The sequence below is a fragment of the Nonomuraea sp. NPDC050328 genome (genome assembly GCF_044459405.1).
In the GTDB taxonomy this organism is placed as follows: domain Bacteria; phylum Actinomycetota; class Actinomycetes; order Streptosporangiales; family Streptosporangiaceae; genus Nonomuraea.
Genome location: NZ_JBITIW010000002.1, coordinates 614705 through 634731, shown reverse-complemented (window position 1 = coordinate 634731; position 20027 = coordinate 614705). Strand labels below are relative to the sequence as shown.

19 protein-coding genes are annotated in these 20027 nt (G+C 72.2%); 12 read left to right on the top strand and 7 right to left on the bottom strand.

The window, feature by feature from the left end; all coding sequences use genetic code 11:
- The first annotated feature begins 30 nt into the window (after positions 1–30).
- Positions 31–1560, top strand: coding sequence for a 2-oxoglutarate dehydrogenase, E2 component, dihydrolipoamide succinyltransferase (gene sucB / locus ACIBG7_RS09115; protein WP_397335720.1), 1530 nt, complete (start codon positions 31–33; stop codon positions 1558–1560).
- 199 nt (positions 1561–1759) lie between these two features.
- Here sucB and ACIBG7_RS09110 read toward each other — a convergent pair whose 3' ends face one another.
- Together ACIBG7_RS09110 and ACIBG7_RS09105 are read right to left on the bottom strand one after the other, a co-directional pair.
- Positions 1760–2899, bottom strand: a complete 1140-nt coding sequence (locus ACIBG7_RS09110; RefSeq protein WP_397335719.1) for a CU044_5270 family protein — start codon at positions 2897–2899, stop codon at positions 1760–1762.
- Positions 2896–3417: a sigma-70 family RNA polymerase sigma factor gene (locus tag ACIBG7_RS09105; protein ID WP_357931743.1), complete on the bottom strand. Its 522-nt coding sequence runs from the start codon at positions 3415–3417 to the stop codon at positions 2896–2898. Before ACIBG7_RS09105 ends, ACIBG7_RS09110 begins: the two co-directional genes overlap by 4 nt.
- 135 nt (positions 3418–3552) lie before the next feature.
- On the opposite strand from ACIBG7_RS09105, the gene ACIBG7_RS09100 reads away from it, so the two are divergent.
- Positions 3553–4287: a methyltransferase gene (locus ACIBG7_RS09100; protein ID WP_357931745.1), complete on the top strand. Its 735-nt coding sequence runs from the start codon at positions 3553–3555 to the stop codon at positions 4285–4287.
- 6 nt (positions 4288–4293) lie between these two features.
- Here the strand turns inward: ACIBG7_RS09100 and ACIBG7_RS09095 are convergent, their stop codons facing one another.
- The gene (locus tag ACIBG7_RS09095; RefSeq protein ID WP_357931748.1) at positions 4294–4860 is read right to left on the bottom strand and encodes a TetR/AcrR family transcriptional regulator; all 567 of its coding nucleotides are present in this window, start codon (positions 4858–4860) and stop codon (positions 4294–4296) included.
- A 77-nt stretch (positions 4861–4937) separates the two neighbouring features.
- On the opposite strand from ACIBG7_RS09095, the gene ACIBG7_RS09090 reads away from it, so the two are divergent.
- From ACIBG7_RS09090 to ACIBG7_RS09055, 8 genes are all read left to right on the top strand, one after another.
- On the top strand, positions 4938–5351 hold the full coding sequence (locus ACIBG7_RS09090; RefSeq protein ID WP_357931751.1) for an organic hydroperoxide resistance protein: 414 nt from the start codon (positions 4938–4940) through the stop codon (positions 5349–5351).
- A 21-nt stretch (positions 5352–5372) separates the two neighbouring features.
- Entirely contained in the window at positions 5373–6254 is an 882-nt protein-coding gene (locus ACIBG7_RS09085; RefSeq protein ID WP_397335718.1) for a TIGR01777 family oxidoreductase, read from the top strand.
- A 74-nt stretch (positions 6255–6328) separates the two neighbouring features.
- Complete coding sequence (locus ACIBG7_RS09080) at positions 6329–7048, top strand: peptidase E (RefSeq protein ID WP_357931757.1); 720 nt, start codon at positions 6329–6331, stop codon at positions 7046–7048.
- Positions 7049–7063: 15 nt separating this feature from the next.
- Positions 7064–7744 (top strand): lipoyl(octanoyl) transferase LipB, encoded by a 681-nt coding sequence (lipB, locus tag ACIBG7_RS09075; RefSeq protein ID WP_397335717.1) that lies wholly within the window; start codon positions 7064–7066, stop codon positions 7742–7744.
- A gap of 45 nt (positions 7745–7789) precedes the next feature.
- Positions 7790–8719 carry a lipoyl synthase gene (gene lipA, locus ACIBG7_RS09070; protein ID WP_357931762.1) on the top strand — a complete coding sequence of 310 codons (930 nt, stop codon included), beginning with the start codon at positions 7790–7792 and terminating at the stop codon, positions 8717–8719.
- Positions 8720–8847: 128 nt separating this feature from the next.
- On the top strand, positions 8848–11202 hold the full coding sequence (locus ACIBG7_RS09065) for a beta-glucosidase (protein WP_397335716.1): 2355 nt from the start codon (positions 8848–8850) through the stop codon (positions 11200–11202).
- Between the two features lie 72 nt (positions 11203–11274).
- Entirely contained in the window at positions 11275–11949 is a 675-nt protein-coding gene (locus ACIBG7_RS09060; protein ID WP_357931767.1) for a DUF4191 domain-containing protein, read from the top strand.
- Positions 11950–12738 carry a class I SAM-dependent methyltransferase gene (locus tag ACIBG7_RS09055; RefSeq protein ID WP_357931770.1) on the top strand — a complete coding sequence of 263 codons (789 nt, stop codon included), beginning with the start codon at positions 11950–11952 and terminating at the stop codon, positions 12736–12738.
- Positions 12739–12759: 21 nt separating this feature from the next.
- Here the strand turns inward: ACIBG7_RS09055 and ACIBG7_RS09050 are convergent, their stop codons facing one another.
- Genes ACIBG7_RS09050 through ACIBG7_RS09035 form a run of 4 tightly spaced genes read right to left on the bottom strand, consistent with a single transcriptional unit; the run spans position 12760 to position 16924 of the window.
- The gene (locus tag ACIBG7_RS09050) at positions 12760–13551 is read right to left on the bottom strand and encodes an SDR family NAD(P)-dependent oxidoreductase (protein ID WP_357931773.1); all 792 of its coding nucleotides are present in this window, start codon (positions 13549–13551) and stop codon (positions 12760–12762) included.
- The gene (locus tag ACIBG7_RS09045; RefSeq protein WP_357931776.1) at positions 13548–14390 is read right to left on the bottom strand and encodes an amidohydrolase family protein; all 843 of its coding nucleotides are present in this window, start codon (positions 14388–14390) and stop codon (positions 13548–13550) included. The genes ACIBG7_RS09050 and ACIBG7_RS09045 overlap by 4 nt, the downstream gene beginning before the upstream one ends.
- Before the next feature lie 9 nt (positions 14391–14399).
- Positions 14400–15581: a mandelate racemase/muconate lactonizing enzyme family protein gene (locus ACIBG7_RS09040; protein ID WP_397335715.1), complete on the bottom strand. Its 1182-nt coding sequence runs from the start codon at positions 15579–15581 to the stop codon at positions 14400–14402.
- Entirely contained in the window at positions 15581–16924 is a 1344-nt protein-coding gene (locus tag ACIBG7_RS09035) for an aspartate aminotransferase family protein (RefSeq protein WP_357931781.1), read from the bottom strand. Before ACIBG7_RS09035 ends, ACIBG7_RS09040 begins: the two co-directional genes overlap by 1 nt.
- A gap of 215 nt (positions 16925–17139) precedes the next feature.
- Here ACIBG7_RS09035 and ACIBG7_RS09030 point away from each other — a divergent pair, with 215 nt between their 5' ends.
- On the top strand, positions 17140–17886 hold the full coding sequence (locus tag ACIBG7_RS09030; RefSeq protein ID WP_357931783.1) for an IclR family transcriptional regulator: 747 nt from the start codon (positions 17140–17142) through the stop codon (positions 17884–17886).
- A gap of 172 nt (positions 17887–18058) precedes the next feature.
- Entirely contained in the window at positions 18059–20011 is a 1953-nt protein-coding gene (locus ACIBG7_RS09025; RefSeq protein WP_357931786.1) for a hypothetical protein, read from the top strand.
- The last annotated feature ends 16 nt before the right edge of the window (positions 20012–20027 follow it).

Below are 20027 nucleotides of genomic sequence, written 5' to 3'. Positions count from 1 at the left end.
CAGGCCCTCGAAAGAGCGAGAGAAGAAACGATGCCGGTCTCCGTACAGATGCCCCAGCTCGGCGAGAGCGTGACCGAGGGCACCGTTACCCGTTGGCTGAAGAAGGAGGGCGAGCGCGTCGAGGCTGACGAGCCGCTCCTCGAAGTGTCGACCGACAAGGTCGACACCGAGATCCCGTCTCCGGCCGCCGGCGTGATCACCAAGATCGTCGTGGCTGAGGACGAGACCGTCGAGGTCGGCGCGGAGCTGGCCATCATCGACGAGAACGGCCAGGCCGGCGCGCCCGCCGCGCAGGAGGCCCCGGCCGCCCAGCCGGAGCCGGAGCCCGAGCCGGAGCCCGCTCCGCAGCCCGAGCAGCCCGCCTCCTCGATCCCGCAGCCCGCGCCCGCGCAGCCCGAGCCGGCCCAGGCGCCCGCGCCGCAGGCCGCCCAGCCCGCGCAGCAGGCTCCGGCCGCGCCGCAGCAGTCCGCTCCGGCCCAGCAGGCTCCGGCCCAGCAGGCTCCGGCCCCGCAGGCTCAGCAGACGCAGGCGCAGTCGACCGAGCCCGCCCCGCTGCCCTCCTCCGGTGAGAGCCCCTACGTCACGCCGCTGGTGCGCAAGCTCGCCAGCGAGCACGGCGTGGACCTCAACACCCTGACCGGCACCGGTGTCGGCGGCCGTATCCGCAAGCAGGACGTCCTGGAGGCGGCCAAGGCCCAGCGCGAGCAGGCCCCCGCCCCGGCTCAGGAGGCCCCGGCCGCCCAGGCGCCCGCCGCCCCGGCTCCGGCTCCGGCCGCCCAGGCCCCCGCGGCCCAGGCTCCGGCCGCCGCTCCCGAGCCCGTCGCCGTCGACACCACCCTGCGTGGCCGCACGGAGAAGATGTCGCGCCTGCGGCAGACCATCGCCAAGCGCATGGTCGAGTCGCTCCAGACCGCCGCGCAGCTCACCACGGTCGTCGAGGTCGACGTCACCAAGATCTCCCGGCTGCGTGACCAGGCCAAGGCCGAGTTCCAGCGTCGTGAGGGCGTCAAGCTCTCCTTCCTGCCCTTCTTCGCCATGGCCGCCGTCGAGGCGCTCAAGCAGCACCCCAAGCTCAACGCGGTCATCAACGACGAGACCAGCGAGGTGACCTACCACGACGTCGAGAACCTCGGCATCGCGGTCGACACCGACAAGGGCCTCATCGTGCCGGTCGTCAAGGGCGCGGGCGACCTCAACATCGCCGGCCTCGCCCGCAAGATCGCGGACGTCGCCGACCGGACCCGCACCAACAAGATCAGCCCGGACGACCTGGCCGGCGGCACCTTCACGCTGACCAACACCGGCAGCCGCGGCGCCCTGTTCGACACCCCGATCCTGAACAAGCCGCAGGTCGGCATGCTCGGCACCGGGTCCGTCGTCAAGCGCCCGGTCGTCGTCGACACCCCCGAGGGCGAGGTCATCGCCGTGCGGTCGATGGTCTACCTCGCGCTCACCTACGACCACCGTCTCGTGGACGGCGCCGACGCCGCGCGCTTCCTGACCACGGTCAAGAAGCGCCTGGAGGAGGGCCGCTTCGAGGCTCAGCTCGGGCTCGCCTGAGCTACGCGGTAGGCGGTAACCGAACCCCGGCCGGGGCTTCCCGGCCGGGGTTCCTCTTTTCCGGCCGCCGCGTGCCGCGCCGTCCTTCTTCTCTCGTACGGCAGGCAGACGAAAGGCCGCCCGCCGTAACCGGCGGGCGGCCTTCCAGGGATACGGTCACCGGCCGCGCCGCGCACCCGCCGCGACGCCGGGCCGGGGGTCAGGAGTCGCGAGTGTCGGTCCAGCCGCGCTGGATCTGGGTGACGGAGTTCCAGACCGCCCCCGCCTCGAAGTCCTTCTGCAGCCCGCCCGGCGTGACCACCACGCTCTCCCGGGCCAGCGCGGCCCCGGCCGCCTCGTCGATGATCAGCCGGTCCTGGAGCACGCCCCGCTCCCCCGTCCGGGCGATCGAGTCGGTCTCGATGGCGACAGCCGTACCGGCCCGCCCTCGGGCGTCGGTGACCTGGCCGGTGGCGGTGACCGAGGGCAGCGCGGCCAGCATCCGGAAGGCGGCGGCCCGGACCCGGGCGCTGACCGGCATGTCGGTGATCAACCCGGCGGTGGTCTGGAAGAGCCACGCGTCCTGTCCCATGGGCCGGTCGGACTCGGTGTCGTGCCCGGCGTAGTAGCGCAGGAGCCACTTCTTCAGCCCGTCCGGGTCGTCCGGCAGGGCGCGCAGGTCGGCCATCGTGACGTTGCGGCCGAGCCAGAAGATCTCCTCGCCCGCGGCGTGCCCGGGCGACGGCTTGCCGGGCGCGGTGGAGAGGGTGATCGTGCCCTTGCCCGGCACCGCGACCTCGATCTCGGTGGGCGCGCCCGCCTCCTGCCACTTGGCCCGGTCGGCCTCGGAGGCGGGCTGGACGCCCAGAGGCTGGGTGACGCTCCAGTGGCCGCGGGCGGAGACCCAGGTGCGGATCCGGGTCTCCTCGGCCACCAGGTAGCCCGCTGAGGCGCGGTAGAGGGTGCGCTGGAGGAACTCGGTGTGCCAGTAGGTCCCCGAGGCGGGCGGCTGCTTCTCCGCCGAGGTGGCGGCGACCAGGAGGACGTCCCTGGCCGACAGCTCGACCGGAGCCGGCGGGCCGGACGGGGTCGCCGTGCCGCCGGAGGCCGCGGTCGGCACGGGCTGCGGGGCCGTACCGCCGGGCAGGCCGCCGGTCACGACCACGGCGGTCGCCGCGGCGGCGGCGACCGCCAGGCCGAGCGCCCAGCCCCGGCGGCCACGCGCCGGGGCGCGGCGCGGCTCCGCGGGCTCGCCCTGGGCGAAGGCGTGGGCGAGTTCGGTCTCGCGGGTGCGCTCGTCCGGCGTGGAGGCGGCCAGGTGGGCCGGCCGGGCGGCGCGCAGGTCGTCGATCGGGTTCATGAGGGCTCCCTGGACAGGTCGAACCGGGACACGGCAGTAGGGGCGGGGCGGTCCAGCTCCTGCTGGAGGCGTTTGCGCGCCCGGTGCAGCCGGACGCGGAAGGTGGGCGCCGAGCAGCCGACCACCTTGGCCGCCTCGCGCGGCGTGAGCCCCTCCCAGGCGACCAGCAGGAGCAGGTCACGCTCGTCCTGGGTGAGGCCCTCCAGGGCCTTCAGGAGCGCGAGCCGCTCGGCGACCTGCTCTCCGACGTCGCCGGCGACCCATTCGCGCAGCTCGCGGCGGAAGCCCTCGCGGCGGGCCTCCTCCCTGATGTTCTCGCGCAGGACGTTCCTGGCGATCCCCAGCAGGTACGGCAGGGCGTCGGCGGGCAGGTCGCGGAACTTGCGCCAAGCGATGGCGAACGTCTCGCTGACCACCTCGTCCGCCACCTGCCGCCCCGCCCGGCTGACCACGTAGGCCCAGACCTGTTGCCGGTGCCGGTCGTACAGGGTGGTGAACCGCTGTCGATCGTGCGTCACCGCCTCAACTCCTCATGTCCCGGTTTCGGATTGACACTAGGGAGTGCTCCGGGCGGCCCGATCGTTACCGGCGATTTTCGCAACCGGGCGAAAACGGTTCGCCCGGGGGACACAACCCTTCTAGGGTGGCCGACCATGACCGACTCGATGCCGCAGTTCACCGGGGCCATGCTCGACTTCAACGCCCCGCTCTCCCAAGCCCGTGCCGACCGTCTGGTCGCCCTCCTGGCCGCGCGGAAGCCGGCCACCGTGGTGGATCTGGGGTGTGGCTGGGGCGAGTTGCTGCTGCGGCTGCTGGAGGCCGTGCCGGAAGCGCACGGGACCGGGTTCGATCTGCGGCCGGAGGCCGTCGCGCGCGGGCGGGCGAACGCGAAGGCGCGCGGCCTGGACGGCCGGGTGGAGCTGAAGGAGGAGAGCGCCGAGGGGTTCGGCGGCACGGCCGACCTGGTGCTCAACATCGGGGCCTACCACGCCTACGGCACCATCGACGAGGCGCTCAAGGAGATCCGGCAGCGGCTGGCGCCCGGCGGTCGGCTGGTTTTCGGGGCGGAGTTCTGGGAGCGGCCGCCCAGCGAGGAGCGGCTGGCGCAGATGTGGCCGGGCACCTCGGCCGACGACTGCGTGGACCTGCCCACGCTGGTGGACCGGGCGGTCGCCGCCGGGTTCCGGCCGCTGGACATCGGGACCGCCACCCGGGTGGAGTGGGAGGAGTTCGAGTCGGGCTTCGCCGCCGAGGTCGAGGCGTGGCTGCTGGACAACCCCGGGCACCCCGAGGCCGAGGCCACCCGGGCCAAGCTGGACGACAACCGGCGGTACTGGCTGCGCGGCCACCGCGACCTGATGGGCTTCGCCTACCTCGTGCTCGGCTGAGCGAGGTCAGATCTGGACGTGCTCGCCCAGCGCGCGTAGGACCGCCTCGCGGACGACCCCCTTGAGCACCTCGGGGTCGTCCAGGTCGGCGCCCACGGCCAGGCCGTCGCGCAGCAGCACGAGGATCGAGGCGATCCGCTCCGCCTCCGGGTGTCCCGCCGCCGCGACCAGGTCGCGCACGGTCGAGCGGAACCACGCCCGCTGCGCGGCCACGGCCTGCCGTACCGGGTGGGCCGGATCGGGGTACTCGGCGGCGGCGTTGATGAACATGCAGCCGCGAAAGCCGGGCTGGCGGCTCCACTCGCCCAGGGCGTCGTACAGGGCCAGCAGCCGCTCGCGCGGCCCGTCGCCGGGCACCCCGGCGATGGCGGCCCGCTGGAGCCGGCCCTGGTCCTCGATGTAGGCCCTGACCAGCTCGTCCTTGCTGGGGAAGTGGTGGTAGAAGGTCGCCTTGGCCACGCCGGCCTCGGCGATGATGCGGTCGATGCCCACCGCGTGGATGCCTTCGGCGTAGAAGAGCGCGGAGGCGGTCGCCATGATCCGGTGGCGGGCGGGAGATTCCTGGCGGGCCATGACTTGACGATACCAGACAGATCTGTCTACTGTGGGCTCAAAGCCAGACAGACCTGTCTGTACAGAAGGAGTCCAGCATGAGCGCGCTCTACACCGCGATCGCCACCGCCAACGGCCGCGAAGGGCGCGGCGTCACCAGCGACGGCAAGCTCGACGTCACCCTCGCCCCGCCGAAGGAGCTGGGCGGCAGCGGCGCCGGCACCAACCCCGAGCAACTGTTCGCCGTCGGCTACGCCGCCTGTTTCAGCAGCGCGCTCCAGCTCGTCGCCAAGCGGATGAAGGTGGACGCCGCCGACGCCTCGGTGACCGCCGAGGTCGGCCTGGGCCCCAACGGCGACGGCGGCTTCACCCTGGACGTCACGCTGCGCGTGGAACTGCCCGACCACGTGGACCGCGAGCAGGGCGAGGCGCTGGTCGAGGCGACCCACCACGTCTGCCCGTACTCCAACGCGACGCGCGGCAACATCCCGGTCACCCTCGTGATCGAGTAGGACCCGGCATAGGCTGGACGCATGGTGATCGTGGTCACGGGAGCGTCCGGCCTGCTCGGCACCGCGCTGGTCCGCGCGCTGACCGAGGAGGGTCACGAGGTCGTCCGGCTGGTACGGCGAGCACCACGCGACCCCGGCGAGCGCACCTGGGACCCGACGGCCAAGGAGCCCGCGCCCGGCCTGCTGGACGGCGCGCAGGCCGTGGTGCACCTCGCCGGCGCCCCGATCGGCCGCCGCTGGAGCGCCGCGGTCAAGCGCGAGATCGTGCGCAGCCGCATCGACTCCACCCGCCTGCTCACCGAGGCCGTCCGCCGGACGGCCACCCCGCCCGAGACGCTGGTCTCGGCCTCCGGCATCGACTTCTACGGCGACACCGGCGAGGCCGTGATCGACGAGAGCACGCCGCGCGGCACGGGCTTCCTCGCCGAGCTGTGCGAGCGCTGGGAGCAGGAGGCCCGCAAGGTGCCCGCCCGCTCCGTGCAGCTCCGCACCGGCCTGGTGCTGAGCCGCGACGGCGGCGCGCTCGGCCCGATGCTGCCGATCTTCAAGCTCGGCCTGGGCGCGCCGCTGGGCTCGGGCCGGCAGTTCTGGCCGTGGATCGCGATCGACGACTGGGTCGGCGCGGTCCAGCACGTGCTGCGCACCCGCGAGGTTTCCGGCCCGGTCAACGTGGTCGGCCCGGACCCGGTGCCCAACCGCGACTTCACCCGCGAACTGACCGCCGCGCTGCGCCGGCCGATGATGCCGATCCCGGTCCCGAGGCTCGCCCTGGGCCTGGCGCTGGGCGACTTCGCGCGCGAGGCGCTGCTGTCCAGCCACCGCGCGCGGCCGAAAAAGCTGGAGGACAGCGGCTACGCGTTCCGCCATACCCGCCTCGATGGGGCACTGGCCGCCGTACTCTAACCAAGCGCCCTGGCGAGGCGAAGGGGTAGGGTGCGGGCTTGTTCGACCAGCACAACCACGTGGGAGTTCCAACCATGAGCAGCGGCCAGTCTCACATTCTCGCGATCGGCGGCGGATCGTTCCGCGCCACCGAGCGGCACGGATTCATCGAGGCCAGTCCCCTGCTGCGCTACGCGCTCGATCTGACCGGCCAGGACCGGCCGAAGCTCGGCCTGCTGGCCACCGCCACCGGCGACGACAGCGACTGGCTGCTGAAGATGTACGGCGCCTTCGCGGGCTGGGACGTCGAGGTCAGCCACCTGACCGTCTTCCCGATGCCGAACGTCGAGGACCCGCGCGCCTGGATCCTCGAGCAGGACATGATCTACGTCAGCGGCGGCAGCGTCGCCAACCTCGCCGCGCTGTGGCGGCTGCACGGTCTCGACGAGGCCTTCGCCGAGGCCTGGAAGGCGGGCGTGGTGCTGTCCGGGCAGAGCGCGGGCGCGCTGTGCTGGCACGTGGGTGGCAACACCGACTCCTTCGGGCCGACGCTGCGGGTGTGGGCCGAGGGGCTGGGACTGCTGCCGTACTCGTGCGGGGTGCACTACAACTCCGACCCGCAGCGGCGCGAGCTGCTGCAGGCCTCGGTGGCCAGCGGCGAGCTGCCCGAGGGGTACGCGGCCGACGAGGGCGTGGGGCTGCACTACGTCGGCACCGAGTTCATCCAGGCGGTCACGGTGGACCCGGCAGGCTTCGCATACAAGATTGAAAGGGACAAGGAGTTCCGGATCGAGCCTCGGCTGCTGACCGCCTGACATACCCTTGCCTATGTGCGCACGAATCCCTCCCGTCTCGCGCTTGTCCGCCTTGGGGTAGACGTCCCCTATGAACAGGCCTGGACCTTGCAGCGGAGTGTGCACGCCCAGCGGGTGGCCGACGCCGTCGCCGACACCGTCCTGATGCTGGAGCACGCGCCGGTCTACACCGCGGGCCGGCGCACCGCCGCGCACGAGCGGCCCGCCGACGGCACGCCCGTCATCGACGTCGATCGCGGCGGGCGCATCACCTGGCACGGGCCCGGGCAGCTCGTCGCCTACCCGATCATGCGGGTGGCCGACGTGACCGAGTACGTGGGCCGGCTCGAAGAGGCGATGATCCAGATCTGCGCCGACTTCGGGGTGACCGCCCGGCGCATCCTGGGCCGCGGCGGCGTGTGGGCGGTCGGCGACGCCGCGCTCGGCCTGCCCGACCGGCAGCTCGGCGCGGTCGGCGTCCGGGTGGCGCAGGGCGTGTCGATGCACGGGCTGTCGCTCAACTGCGCCAACGACCCGCGCTGGTTCAACCGGATCGACCCGTGCGGCATCGCCGGCGCCGGGGTCTCCAGCCTCAGCGCCGAGACCGGGCGGCGGATCGTGGTGGAGGAGGTCCTGCCGATCGCCGAGAAGCGGCTGGCCGAGATGTTGCGGCGCGAGCCGTACGACCTGCACGAAGAGGACCTGCGGCGGATGTGACCGGGCCGGTGCGGCCGGATCCCGCGATGGACGTAAGCTGGAACAGTGACCGTTGCTCCTGACGGGCGCAAGCTCCTCCGCCTGGAGGTGCGAAACGCCCAGACCCCAATCGAGCGCAAGCCCCCGTGGATCAAGACCAAGCTGAAGACGGGTCCCGAGTACACCGAGCTGAAGTCTCTGGTGCGCCGCGAGGGCCTGCACACGGTCTGTGAAGAGGCGGGCTGTCCCAATATCTACGAGTGCTGGGAAGACCGCGAGGCGACCTTCCTCATCGGTGGCGACCAGTGCACGCGCCGGTGCGACTTCTGCCAGATCGACACGGGCAAGCCCAAGGAGTACGACAAGGACGAGCCGCGGCGCGTGGCCGAGTCGGTCCAGCAGATGGGCCTGCGTTACGCCACGGTGACCGGCGTCGCCCGCGACGACCTGCCCGACGGCGGCGCCTGGCTCTACGCCGAGACCGCCCGGCAGATCCACACGCTGCTGCCCGGCTGCGGCGTCGAGCTGCTGGTGCCCGACTTCAACAACATCGACGAGCAGCTGGAGGAGGTCTTCTCCAGCAAGCCCGAGGTGTTCGCGCACAACATCGAGACGGTGCCGCGCATCTTCAAGCGGATCCGGCCCGCCTTCCGCTACGAGCGCTCCCTCGAGGTGATCACCAAGGCCCGCGCGGCCGGCCTGGTCACCAAGTCCAACCTGATCCTGGGCATGGGCGAGACGCGCGAGGAGGTCGTCGAGGCCATGCGCGACCTGCACGGCGCCGGCACCGACCTGCTCACGATCACGCAGTACCTCCGTCCCACCCCGCGCCACCACCCGGTGGAGCGCTGGGTCAAGCCGGAGGAGTTCGTGGAGCTCCAGGCCGAGGCCGAGGCGATCGGTTTCGCCGGCGTGCTGTCCGGGCCGCTGGTCCGGTCGTCCTACCGCGCCGGACGGCTCTACCAGCAGGCCATCGAGGCCCGGCAGAGCGCCTGACCCGTCGTCCCGTCGAAGGGGCCGCACCGTCATCGGTGCGGCCCCTTCGCGTTTCCCACGAACCGGCAAAGGTAACGCAATGGTCTCAAACCTATCGAGCAGTCGGTTAGTTGGGTAACACTACCGACGTGGACTTCGACGCATTGATCAACAAGCTGGACCTGCCGACCAAGATCCGCCTGCTCACCGGCGCGGACATGTGGTCGCTCACCCCCCTCCCCGAGATCGGCCTGGACCGCCTGGTCATGAGCGACGGCCCGATCGGCGTGCGCGGCGAGCAGTGGAGCTCGGCCGACCCGTCGATCGCGCTGCCCTCCCCCACCGCGCTGGCCGCCACGTGGGACCTCGACCTGGTCCGGCAGGTCGGCCGGCTGCTGGCCCAGGAGGCGCGCCGTAAGGGCGTGCACGTGCTGCTGGCGCCGACGATCAACCTGCACCGCAGCCCGCTCGGCGGGCGCCACTTCGAGTGCTACTCCGAGGACGTGCACCTGACCGGCGAGATCGGCGCGGCCTACGTCGAGGGCGTGCAGGACGGCGGCGTCGCCACCACCCCCAAGCACTTCGTGGCCAACGACTTCGAGACCGACCGCTTCACGGTGAACGTGAAGGTGACCGACAAGGTGCTGCGCGAGGTCTACCTGCGGCCGTTCGAGCGGGTCGTGCAGGCCGGCGCGTGGGGTCTGATGTCGGCCTACAACTCGGTCAACGGCACGACCATGACCGAGCACTCCGACCTGGTCAACGGCGTGCTCAAGGACGAGTGGGGCTTCGACGGCTGCGTCGTGTCCGACTGGACCGCGGTGCGCAGCACCGAGGCGACCGCGCTCGGCGGCACCGACGTGGCGATGCCCGGCCCGCACGGCCCCTGGGGCGAGAAGCTGGAGGCGGCCGTCCGCGAGGGCCGCGTGCCCGAGTCGGCCGTGGACGACAAGGTCCGCCGGATCCTGCGCCTGGCCCACCGCACCGGCGCCCTGGGCGGTGCCGAGCGCGCCGAGCAGGCGGAGATCGACGGCATAGCCCTGGCCCGCGAGGTCGCGGCCCGTTCCTTCACCCTGCTCAAGAACTCCGGCGACCTGCTCCCGCTGACCGGCGTGCGCACGCTGGCGCTCATCGGCTCGGCCGCCGCCGAGGCCCGGATCATGGGCGGCGGCAGCGCGCAGGTCTTCCCCGACCGCGTCGTCTCCCCGCTCGACGGGCTGCGCGAGTACGGCGGAGCCGAGGTGCGCTACGCGCTGGGCACCGACCCGCGGCTCAAGCTGGCCCCGATCGCCGAGCCCGCCCGTGCGCTCTTCCTCGACGCCGGCGGCGAGCTGCTCGCCGAGCACGAGCTGCCCAACTCCGAGGCCCGCTGGGTCGGCCAGGCCCCCGCCGACGTGGACGTGGAGCGGCTGGCCGCGGTCGAGATCCGCGCCACCTGCACCGCCGAGGTGGCCGGCGAGCACCAGTTCGCCATCTCCGGCGTCGGCCGCTTCACGCTGACCGTCGACGGCACGACCGTCTTCGACGACACCATCGCACCCGCCGGCGACGACCCGGCCGTGGCCTTCCTGCACGCGCCCGAGAAGCGCTTCCCGGTCACCCTCGCCGAGGGACAGCGCGTCGAGGTCACCCTGCGCCAGCACTCGGTGGCCAGCTTCAACGGCATGGTCCTGATCATGTTCGTGCTCGGGCACGCCAACCCCACGCTCGGCGAGGACGAGCTGCTGGCCGAGGCCGCCGAGCTCGCCGCCGCCAGCGACGTGGCCGTCGTGGTCGCCTCCACCACGCTGGAGGTGGAGAGCGAGGGCTTCGACCGCAAGAGCCTGGCTCTGCCCGGCCGCCAGGACGAGCTCATCTCCGCCGTCGCCCGCGCCAACCCGCGCACGGTCGTCGTCGTCAACGCCGGCTCGCCGGTCGAGATGCCGTGGCTGGACGAGGTCGCCGCCGTCCTGCTCACCTGGTTCCCCGGTCAGGAGGCCGGCGGGGCCCTGGCCGACGTGCTGTACGGCGAGGCCGAGCCCGGCGGGCGGCTGCCCACGACGTGGCCGGTACGGCTGGCCGACTGCCCGGTCGTGGACGTCACGCCGGTCGACGGGGCGGTGCCGTACGAGGAGGGCGAGTACATCGGTTACCGCGCCTGGGCCCGGCACGCCGTGCCGCCCGCCTTCTGGTTCGGGCACGGCCTCGGCTACACGTCGTGGTCCTACGACGCGATCGACGCGGGCAACGGTTCCGTCACGGTCTCGGTGACCAACACCGGCTCGCGCCGGGGCCGCGAGGTGGTCCAGGTCTACCTCGCCGCGCCCGGCGGCGACCCCAGGCTGGCCGGATTCGACGTGGTCGAGGCCGGGCCCGGGGAGAGCGTGGTGACGACGGTCTTCCTGCCCGAGCGGGCGGTGCAGGAGTGGGACGGCTCCGCGTGGCGGGCCGTTCCCGGCGAGTACACCGTGACCGCCGGGCGTAGCTACGCCGACCGCCCCCTGACCGCCTCCCTCACCGTCTAGCAGGATTTACTGCCACAAAGCGGGTCCACTCCGATGCAGGAGTGGGCCCGCTTTCTCGATATCCTGGACAACATGGCGACGTCCGACGAGAAGCCGGGGCGCATCAAGCAGCTCCGCATGATCGCGCAAATCATCCAGCAGGCCAACCCCAAGGGCATGCCCATCGTCTTCCTTTCGGCGGTGGCCACCCTGGCGGTGGTCGTCGTGGTGGGTGTGCTGCTGGGCTTCGTCTGGTATGCCGTCTTCCTCGGCCTCATGCTGGCCGTGCTGGTCGGCCTCATCGTCTTCGGGCAACTGGCCCAGAAGGCGCAATACTCCATCCTCCACGGCCAGACCGGCGCCGCGGCGGCCGTGCTGCAGGGCATGCGCGGCAACTGGCAGGTCACCCCGGCCATCGCGGTCAACCGCGACCAGGACCTCATCCACATGGTCGTCGGCTTCCCGGGCGTCATCCTCGTCTCCGAGGGCCCGAAGAACCGCGTCGGCAAGATGCTGGCCGCCGAGAAGAAGCGCGTGGCGCGCGTCGTGCTCGGCGTGGAGATCTACGACATCCAGTGCGGTGACGACGAGGGCCAGGTGCCCATCGCCAAGCTGCAGCGGCAGATCATGAAGCTGCCGCGCAACCTCAAGAAGCCCGCGGTCAACGAGGTCAAGGACCGGCTGCGCTCGCTGCCGAAGAACCTCCCCATGCCCAAGGGCCCGATGCCCAAGGGCACGCGGATGCCGCGCGGCCCCAAGATGCGCTAGGTGCGCGGCTCCACCCCGGACGCGCCCGGCTCGGGCGCGTCCAGCGCGGCCAACCGGCACTGGTGGGACGGCAACGCCGACGACTACCAGCTCGAACACGGCTCCTTCCTCGGCGACGCCCGCTTCGTCTGGGGTCCCGAGGGCCTCGACGAGGCCGCCGCCCAGCTCCTCGGCCCGGTCTCGGGCCGGGCCGTCCTGGAGCTCGGCTGCGGCGCCGCCCAGTGCGCCCGCTGGCTGGCCGGCCAGGGCGCCCGGGTCGCCGCCTTCGACATCTCCCACCGCCAGCTCCGCCACTCCCAGCGGCTCGACCTGGAGACCGGGCTGCACGTGCCGGTCGTGCAAGCCGACGCCGAGGTGCTGCCCTTCGCCTCCGGCGCGTTCGACCTGGCCTGCTCGGCCTACGGCGCCCTGCCGTTCGTCGCCGATCCGCTCGCCGTGCTCACCGAGGTCCGGCGCGTGCTGCGGCCCGGCGGCCGGTTCGTCTTCTCGGTCAGCCATCCGATCCGGTGGGCCTTCCCGGACGATCCCGGGCCTCGTGGCCTGACCTCTGACCGGTCCTACTTCGACCGGACCCCGTACGTCGAGCGCTCGGGGGCGGTGGTCACGTACGTCGAGCACCACCGGACGCTGGGCGACTGGATCTCGCTGATCGTCGCCTCCGGGCTGCGGGTCGACGGCCTGGTCGAGCCGGAGTGGCCGGAGGGGCACGACGGCGTCTGGGGAGGGTGGAGCCCGTTGCGCGGGCGCCACCTTCCGGGGACGGCCATCTTCACCTGCTCGGCCGGCTGATCGGCCGCCTGCCGTACCCCGTCAGCGGACGGTGTTGCGGTAGGGCGGCATGAAGCGCAGCCGGGGCATCTGGTCGGCGAGGACGCCGCCGTCGACCACCAGGGTGGAGCCGGTGACGTAGCGGGCCTGCGGCGAGACCAGGTAGAGGACGGCCGCGGCGACGTCGGCGGGGGTGCCGTAGCCGCCGCGCAGCGGGATGCGCGCGGTCCAGGCGGCCTCGAAGGCCTCGCGGTCGAAGGGGAAGTCGCCGTCGATCGGCGTGGCGATCATGCCCGGGGCGACCGCGTTGACGGTGATGCCGTGCGGGCCGAGCTCGGCGGCCAGCGACTTGGTGACGAGTTCGAGGGCGCCCTTGGAGGCGTTGTAGTGGGCCAGACCGGCCTCGGCCATGAGGCCGTTCTTGGAGGAGATCATCACGATCCGGCCGGGGATCCGGTCGGCGATCATGTGCTCGGCGGCGCGCTGGGCGAGGAAGAAGGGCGCGTCGCAGTTGACGCGCATGACCCGCCGCCAGTCGGCGACGGTGATCTCGTTGAAGTGCTGGAGGGCGGCCACGCCGGCGTTGTTGACCAGGATCGAGACGGGGCCGTGCTCGGCGCGGACGGTGTCGATCAGGCCGGGGAGGGCTTCGGTGTCGGCCAGGTCGAAGCCGTAGGCGGCCGGGTCGTCCTCGGGGAGGGTGCCGGGCAGGTCCACGGAGACGACCCGGGCGCCGGAGTCACGCAGGAGGTCGGCGATGGCCCGGCCCAGGCCGCGGGCGGCGCCGGTCACGACGGCCAGCTCACCCTCGAGGCCGCCGGGGAGGCCGGTCATGACAGGCCCAGCAGGTCGAGGGACGGGCGGTGGATGAGCTTCTCGATCTCGTCGCGGTCCAGGGGCGGCAGGCCGGGGATGCCGGGGACGGCGCCGACCGCGCGCAGGCCCTCGACGGAGGCGTCCACGGTGGTGAAGGGGTAGTCGCTGCCGAACAGCAGCTTGCCCCAGACGCCGTAGTCCTGCGCCAGGCGGAGGCTGTGCCAGAGCTGGAAGGGCCGGTAGTGCAGGGCCGAGACGTCGGCGTAGACGTGCCGGTGCTTGCGGATGACCGCGATGCACTCCCCCTCGTAGGGGTGGCCGAGGTGGGCGAGCACCATGCGGAGCGAGGGGTGGCGGATGGCCACCTCGTCCAGGTGCACCGGCAGGGCGTAACGCAGCGGGGCGGCCGAGACGAAGGTGGTGCCGGTGTGCACGAGCAGCGGCAGGCCGTGCCGCTCGGCGTAGCCGTACAGGAACTCGTAGGCCGGGTCGGCGGGGTCGAACCCGGCGTACATCGGCATGAGCTTGATGCCGCGCAGCCCGAGGTCCTGGTGGCCGTGCTCCAGCTCGTCCTGCCAGCCGGGCTGGGTGGGGTCGAGGGCGAGGTAGCCGATCAGCCGGGCGGGGTGGCCCGCGACGTAGCGGGCCACCTCCGCGTCGTCCACCCAGAGACCTGACCTGCGCGCCTTCCCGCCGACCACGATGGTGCGGGTGTCGGCGGGGCTGCTGGCCGCGTACTCCTCCCACCGCACGGTCAGGTCCACGTGACCGCCGTGCGCGCGGGCCGACTCGGCGGCGAACGGGTCGCCGACGTGCGAGGGGCAGGAGAACAGGTGCGAGTGGACGTCGATGATCATTTTTCCGGCCTAACGGTCACGCTTTTCCCAGCCTTCGGCGAACATGTTCCAGAAGCGGTGCGAGGGCGGGTGCTCCTCGAAGACCTCGTCGACCAGTTCGATGCCGAGCCCGGGCGCGGTGGGCAGGCCGATGTGGCCGTCCACGATCGGCAGCGCGCCGCGCACCGCGTCGTGCACGTGCGCGTCCACCATGCCGTCGAAGGTCTCCAGGATGTGGAAGTTCGGCAGGCCCAGGACGGCGTGCACCGAGACGGTGGTGCAGACCGGCGAGTTGGAGTTGTGCGGCGCGACCAGCATGGCGTGCACGTCGGCCTGGGCGGCGAGCTTCCTGACCTCGGTGAAGCCCCCGGCCATGGACAGGTCGGGCTGGATGATGTCGACCGCGCCGGTGGCGAAGAGCCGGGCGTACTCGTAGCGGTTGTGGAAGTGCTCGCCGCCGGAGATGGGCATCGTGGCGCGCTGCCGGAGCTCGGCGTAGCGCTCGATGTGCGTCCAGGGCAGCGGCTCCTCGAACCAGCCGAGGTCGAACGGCTCCAGCTCGTGCACCAGCCGCATCGCGGTGGGCATGGCGAAGCGGGCGTGGCCCTCGACGAACAGGTCGGCCTCGGGCGCGGCCTCGCGCACGGCGGCGACGATGTCGATCGAGCGGCGCAGCTCGGCCCGCGACAGGGTGCCGAGTCCGGCACCGAAGGGGTCGAACTTCAGCGCGGTGTACCCGCGGGCCAGCGCCTCGCGGGCCTTCTCGGCGAAGGTGGCGGGGTCGCGCTCGCCGGTGTACCAGCCGTTGGCGTAGACCCGGACCTCGCTGCGGCAGGCGCCCCCGGTCAGCCGGTAGGCGGGCACGCCGAGTGCCTTGCCCATGAGGTCGTAGAGCGCCTGGTCCACGCCGGACACGACGATCCCGCCGACGTCGCCGCCGCGCAGGAAGTCGCCCTGGTACATGCGCAGCCAGATCTCCTCGACGTCGAACGGGTCGGCGCCCAGCAGGTGGCGTTCGGCCATCGCCTCGGCCAGCGAGCAGGTCTCGCGGCCACGGTAGGGATGGGTGATCTCGCCGACGCCGGACAGGCCCTCGTCGGTCCAGATGCGGACGTAGGAGAAGTCCCGCCAGGCGGTCCCGAGGGTGAGGGTCTCGACCCGGCTGATCCGCCCGGCCGGGCCGGTGGGCCGGCTCTTGTCGATGGTGAGCATCAGCCGGCCGCCCCGCCCATGGTGCTGGCGCCGGTCAGGTCGAGCTCGCCGCCGGCGGCGAGCTGCGCGCGGGCCGCGACGGCGGCCGACTCCAGCAGGTGGTCGACGTCGGCGTCGGTGTGCGCGTAGGACACGTGACTGCGCTTGAGGTTGAGCGGCAGCTCGAAGATGCCGTGGTCGAGCAGCCGGCGCCGGTAGCCGATGAACATGGTGGCATCATTGCGCAGCAGGTCGTCGTAGGTGCGGGCGGGTCCGGTCAGGAAGTACTCGACGAAGACCGAACCATAGCCGGTGACCAGCGCGGGGATGCCGAGCGAGCCGAACACCTCGCCCAGGCCGGTGCGGATGCGCTCGCCGAGGCGGAAGACGTGCTCGTGCACGGGCTCGGTGCGCAGCTTGCGCAAGGTGGCGAGGGCGGCGGCCACGACGGCGGGGTGGCCGTTGTAGGTGCCGGCGAAGAAGGCGGGTCCGCCGGGCCGGGAGCTGAACAGGTCCATCAGGTCGGCGCGGCCTCCGAGCGCACCCACCGGGTAGCCGTTGGCGATGGCCTTGCCCAGGGTGGTCAGGTCGGGCGTGACGCCGGAGATCGCCTGCCAGCCGCCGAGGTGGTGGCGGAAGCCGGTGATGACCTCGTCGAAGACCAGGACGCTGCCGGCGCGGGTGCACTCGGCGCGCAGCGCCTCCAGGAAGGGCTGCTCGGGCAGGAGCGCGCCGACGTTGTGCGGCACCGGCTCGACGATGACCGCGGCGATGTCGGCGCCGTGCTCGGCGAAGGCGCGGCGCAGCGCCTCGACGTCGTTGAAGGGCAGCACGAGGGTGGCGTCGAGCACCTCGGGCAGGATGCCGGTGGAGATCGGGTCGTGGCCGCCCACCCGGTCGGGCGCGGAGATCACGTTGAGGCTGACCGCGTCGTGCCAGCCGTGGTAGCAGCCCTGGAACTTGACCACCAGGCGGCGGCCGGTGGCGGCGCGGGCCACCCGCAGGGCGTGGAAGGTGGCCTCGCTGCCGGTGCTGGTGAGCAGCACCTTCTCGATGCCGGGCACCAGCTCGGCGAGCGTCTCCGCCAGCTCGATCTCGCCGCTGGTGACGCCGACGCCGCACAGGTCGAGGGTACGGCCGGCCTCGGCGACCGCGGCGCTGACGTCGGGGTCGTTGTGGCCGAGCAGGGGCGGGCCGAAGGCGGCGTGGTAGTCGACGTACTCCCGGCCGTCCTGGTCGCGGAAGCGGGCGCCCGCGGCCTCGGCGATGACGAGCTCGCTCAGGCCGGGGACGTTGCGCTGCCCGCTGTTCACGCCGCCGGGGATGACCCGGCTGGCGCGTTCGGAAAGGACACGCTGGTTCAAGATCTCTCCTCGGGTGCGCACGCCGGGCCCAGCCCGGTCCGGCGAGCGCTGCTCTTCCGCCGCGTTTCGAAAAACACCGAACACTGTTTGGTCTTACCGAACAGATGTGGAGGACGATAAACAGCCATGAGGCTGCGTGTCAACGGGGACAGCGGCTAAGCTGTTCGGCTGTGACGAACACCCCTGCTGAGGATTCGCGTTATTGGGTGCGGAGCGTGGCCCGTGCCGCCGAAGTGCTGGAGGCCCTGGCGCGCAGCCACGGGCACGAGGGCATGAGCGTGACCGACCTCGCCGCCGCCTGCGGACTGAGCAAGAGCGCCGCCTTCGCCACCCTGTACACGCTGCGCCAGTACGGGCTGGTCGCCGACGACGGCGAGGGCATGAACCGGCGCTACCGGCTCGGCATGGGCCTGGCCAGGCTCGGCGCCCGCGCCCAGGACCAGCTCAGCCTGCGCGACGTGGCCCGGCCCGCGCTGGTCGAGCTGACCCGGCTGACCGGGATGAACTCCCGGCTGGCCGTGCCGGACAACGGCCAGGCGGTCGTGGTCGACCAGGTCAGCAACGGCGAGCGCATCCAGGTCGACCTGCGGATGGGCACCCGGGAACTGCCGCACTGCACCGGGCTGGGCAAGGCGCTGCTGGCCGAGATGGACGACGCCGAGGTCGCCGAGCTGGTCGGCCGGATCGGCCTGCCGTACCGCACCGGGCACACGATCACCGAGCTGCCCGTGCTGCTGGCGCACCTGCGGACCGTGCGCGAGCTGGGCTACGCGGTCGACGACGAGGAGGACGCCGACGGCGTCTTCTGCATCGGCAGCGCGTTGCGCGACCACACCGGCGCCTGCGTCGGCGCGATCAGCATCACCTCGCTCAAGCGTGACCTGCCGGCCTGGCGCTACCAGGAGCTCGGCAGCCAGGTCAGGACCGCCGCCGAGCGCATCTCCCGGGAACTCGGCGCTTGACAGACCCCCCGGCGCTTGTTTAGCGTCCTCGCCAATCGTTTCGGGCGAATTCTCTGGCTCCCGTCGCGCCGCAGCCCCGGCGCCGGAAGTTCTGGCCAGCAGCACCGCCGCCTGCACGCCTTCCCTGCGTGTCGCCCGGCATGGACCCCCTTGATCCGAAGGCCAGAACCCCATGAAACAGGTGGCCGGCGTCGCGCGCCTGCTCGCGCTCGATGCCTCCAAACTCGCCGACGGCACGCTCGTCCGTGTCGCCGGCTACCACGCCCCGGGCGACGGGGGCGGGATGCTGGTGCGCTGGGACGCGGCTTCCACCGCCCCGGCCAACGGCGGCACCGTCCTGGGCGGCTCCCGGAAGGGCCGCTGGCACCAGTTGCACGACGGATGCCTGGATTTCCGGACATTCGGCATCTTCAACGCCGACACCCCCGCCGACGACGCGCTCGACGCCATGGTCAACGACCCCGCGGTCGCCCGTATCGAGGCCCACAGCGACCTGAACTTCGTCCGGCGGCACACCTTCCGCCGCTCCGGCCTGGAGCTCGACTTCGGCGGCCACCTGGTGAGCACCGAGGGCATCGAGAAGAACGCGCACGACAACCCGTTCGGCGCGGTGCTCTTCTTCCAGGGCGAGCGGACCGACACCACGCTCACCACCACCCTGACCGCTCCCATGCCGGATATGTCCGATATCTTCGAGGCGGATTCGAGCAGGTTCCAGGTCGGCCAGTGGTGGACCGTCGAGGTCGACCCGCTGGCCGGGAAGTACGAGCGCGAAGTGCAACGGCTGGTCCAGGTCACCCAGATCGTCGACGCGACCCACATCCGCGTCGGCTACAAGAACGGCTGGGACCTGGCGCCCGGCCGCACGCTCACCTGGACCAGGGTCCACCCGGTCGAGCGCGTGCACGTGCGCAACCTGCGCTTCACCGGCGTGCCCGCGGGCGACCAGTACACCGGCTCGCACCCGCTGGCCTACGAGTACGCCGTGCACTGCGACGCCTCCGACATCCACGCCACCGGCTCGTTCTGGCCGGTGATCATGCGCCGCTGGAACACCCACTTCACCACCCGCCGCTGCAGCCTGAAGAACCCGCCCACCGTCATGTACGGCGGAGCCGGCTACCTCACCCAGCAGATCTACTGCCTCTACGGCCACGTCGCCGACTGCACCACCTCCAACGTCCGCCACCTCAACGACTTCACCGCCAGCGCCTACTGCACGGTCGAGAACTGCCACGGCGACGGCGACGACGAGGGCGGCAACCCCTTCACCACGCACGGCCAGTACGAGCACGACCTGGTCTTCACCGGCAACTCCGGCCTGATGGACCTGGCCAACTCCGGCGCGCTGTGGGGCACCAGCGCCAAGCGGATCACCGTCCGCAAGCACCTGTGCTCCTGGTTCGTCGCGATCACCAAGATCACCGACCTGACCCTGGAGGACGTGCGGGTCATCCCCCGCTCGACCTTCGACCCGGCCGGAACGCTCCAGGTCAACGCGGACGGCGTCCAGATGCGCGGCTGCACCGCGAAGACCTTCGCCATCGGCCAGCGCTCCAACCGCTCCGGCCGCCCCAACGTGATCGAGGGCTGCGCCTTCGACCTGCCCAAGGACCAGGTCGTCGTGCAGACCCCGGTCAGCAACCCGGTGCACTTCAAGGAGTGCGTCTTCACCGGCCTGGACGGCGCAACCCTGCGCGGCTCCGGCCCGCTGACCTTCACCGGCTGCACCCTGTCCGGCACGGACCTCACCCTGGGCAGCGCCCGCACGGTCGTCACCGGCGGCCGGATCGACGGGGTGCGGGTCAAGCTGAGCGCGGTCCGCGACCAGTCGCTGCGGCTGCAGGGCGTCGAGCTCGAGGACGCCACGCTCACCCGCGCCGAGGGCCCGGGCCGCACCTCGTGGGAGCTGGCCGGTTGCCGCAGCACCACCGAGGGCGCCCACCTCGACCTCACCACCGGCGACAACCGCTACGTGGCCACCGGCAGCTCCTTCACCGGCGGCCGGCTCGTGCTGAGCGCCGCCTCCGCGCTGCTGCACAGCGGCAACGTCGAAGAGCGCGTCGAGCGCGCTTTACCGCAACCCGGACCGCGTGTTCTGGTCGCCCGCACCCTCACGGTCTGACATCCCCCCAAAGGAA

Excerpts from the sequence above, each read along its gene's own strand:
- sucB (WP_397335720.1), top strand. The coding sequence starts at position 31 with ATGCCGGTCTCCGTACAGATGCCCCAGCTCGGCGAGAGCGTGACCGAG.
- ACIBG7_RS09110 (WP_397335719.1), bottom strand. The coding sequence starts at position 2,899 with ATGAACCCGATCGACGACCTGCGCGCCGCCCGGCCGGCCCACCTGGCC.
- ACIBG7_RS09045 (WP_357931776.1), bottom strand. The coding sequence starts at position 14,390 with ATGATCATCGACGTCCACTCGCACCTGTTCTCCTGCCCCTCGCACGTC.
- ACIBG7_RS09080 (WP_357931757.1), top strand. The coding sequence starts at position 6,329 with ATGAGCAGCGGCCAGTCTCACATTCTCGCGATCGGCGGCGGATCGTTC.
- ACIBG7_RS09040 (WP_397335715.1), bottom strand. The coding sequence starts at position 15,581 with ATGCTCACCATCGACAAGAGCCGGCCCACCGGCCCGGCCGGGCGGATC.
- ACIBG7_RS09090 (WP_357931751.1), top strand. The coding sequence starts at position 4,938 with ATGAGCGCGCTCTACACCGCGATCGCCACCGCCAACGGCCGCGAAGGG.
- ACIBG7_RS09050 (WP_357931773.1), bottom strand. The coding sequence starts at position 13,551 with ATGACCGGCCTCCCCGGCGGCCTCGAGGGTGAGCTGGCCGTCGTGACC.
- ACIBG7_RS09085 (WP_397335718.1), top strand. The coding sequence starts at position 5,373 with ATGGTGATCGTGGTCACGGGAGCGTCCGGCCTGCTCGGCACCGCGCTG.
- ACIBG7_RS09100 (WP_357931745.1), top strand. The coding sequence starts at position 3,553 with ATGACCGACTCGATGCCGCAGTTCACCGGGGCCATGCTCGACTTCAAC.
- ACIBG7_RS09095 (WP_357931748.1), bottom strand. The coding sequence starts at position 4,860 with ATGGCCCGCCAGGAATCTCCCGCCCGCCACCGGATCATGGCGACCGCC.
- ACIBG7_RS09060 (WP_357931767.1), top strand. The coding sequence starts at position 11,275 with ATGGCGACGTCCGACGAGAAGCCGGGGCGCATCAAGCAGCTCCGCATG.
- ACIBG7_RS09025 (WP_357931786.1), top strand. The coding sequence starts at position 18,059 with ATGAAACAGGTGGCCGGCGTCGCGCGCCTGCTCGCGCTCGATGCCTCC.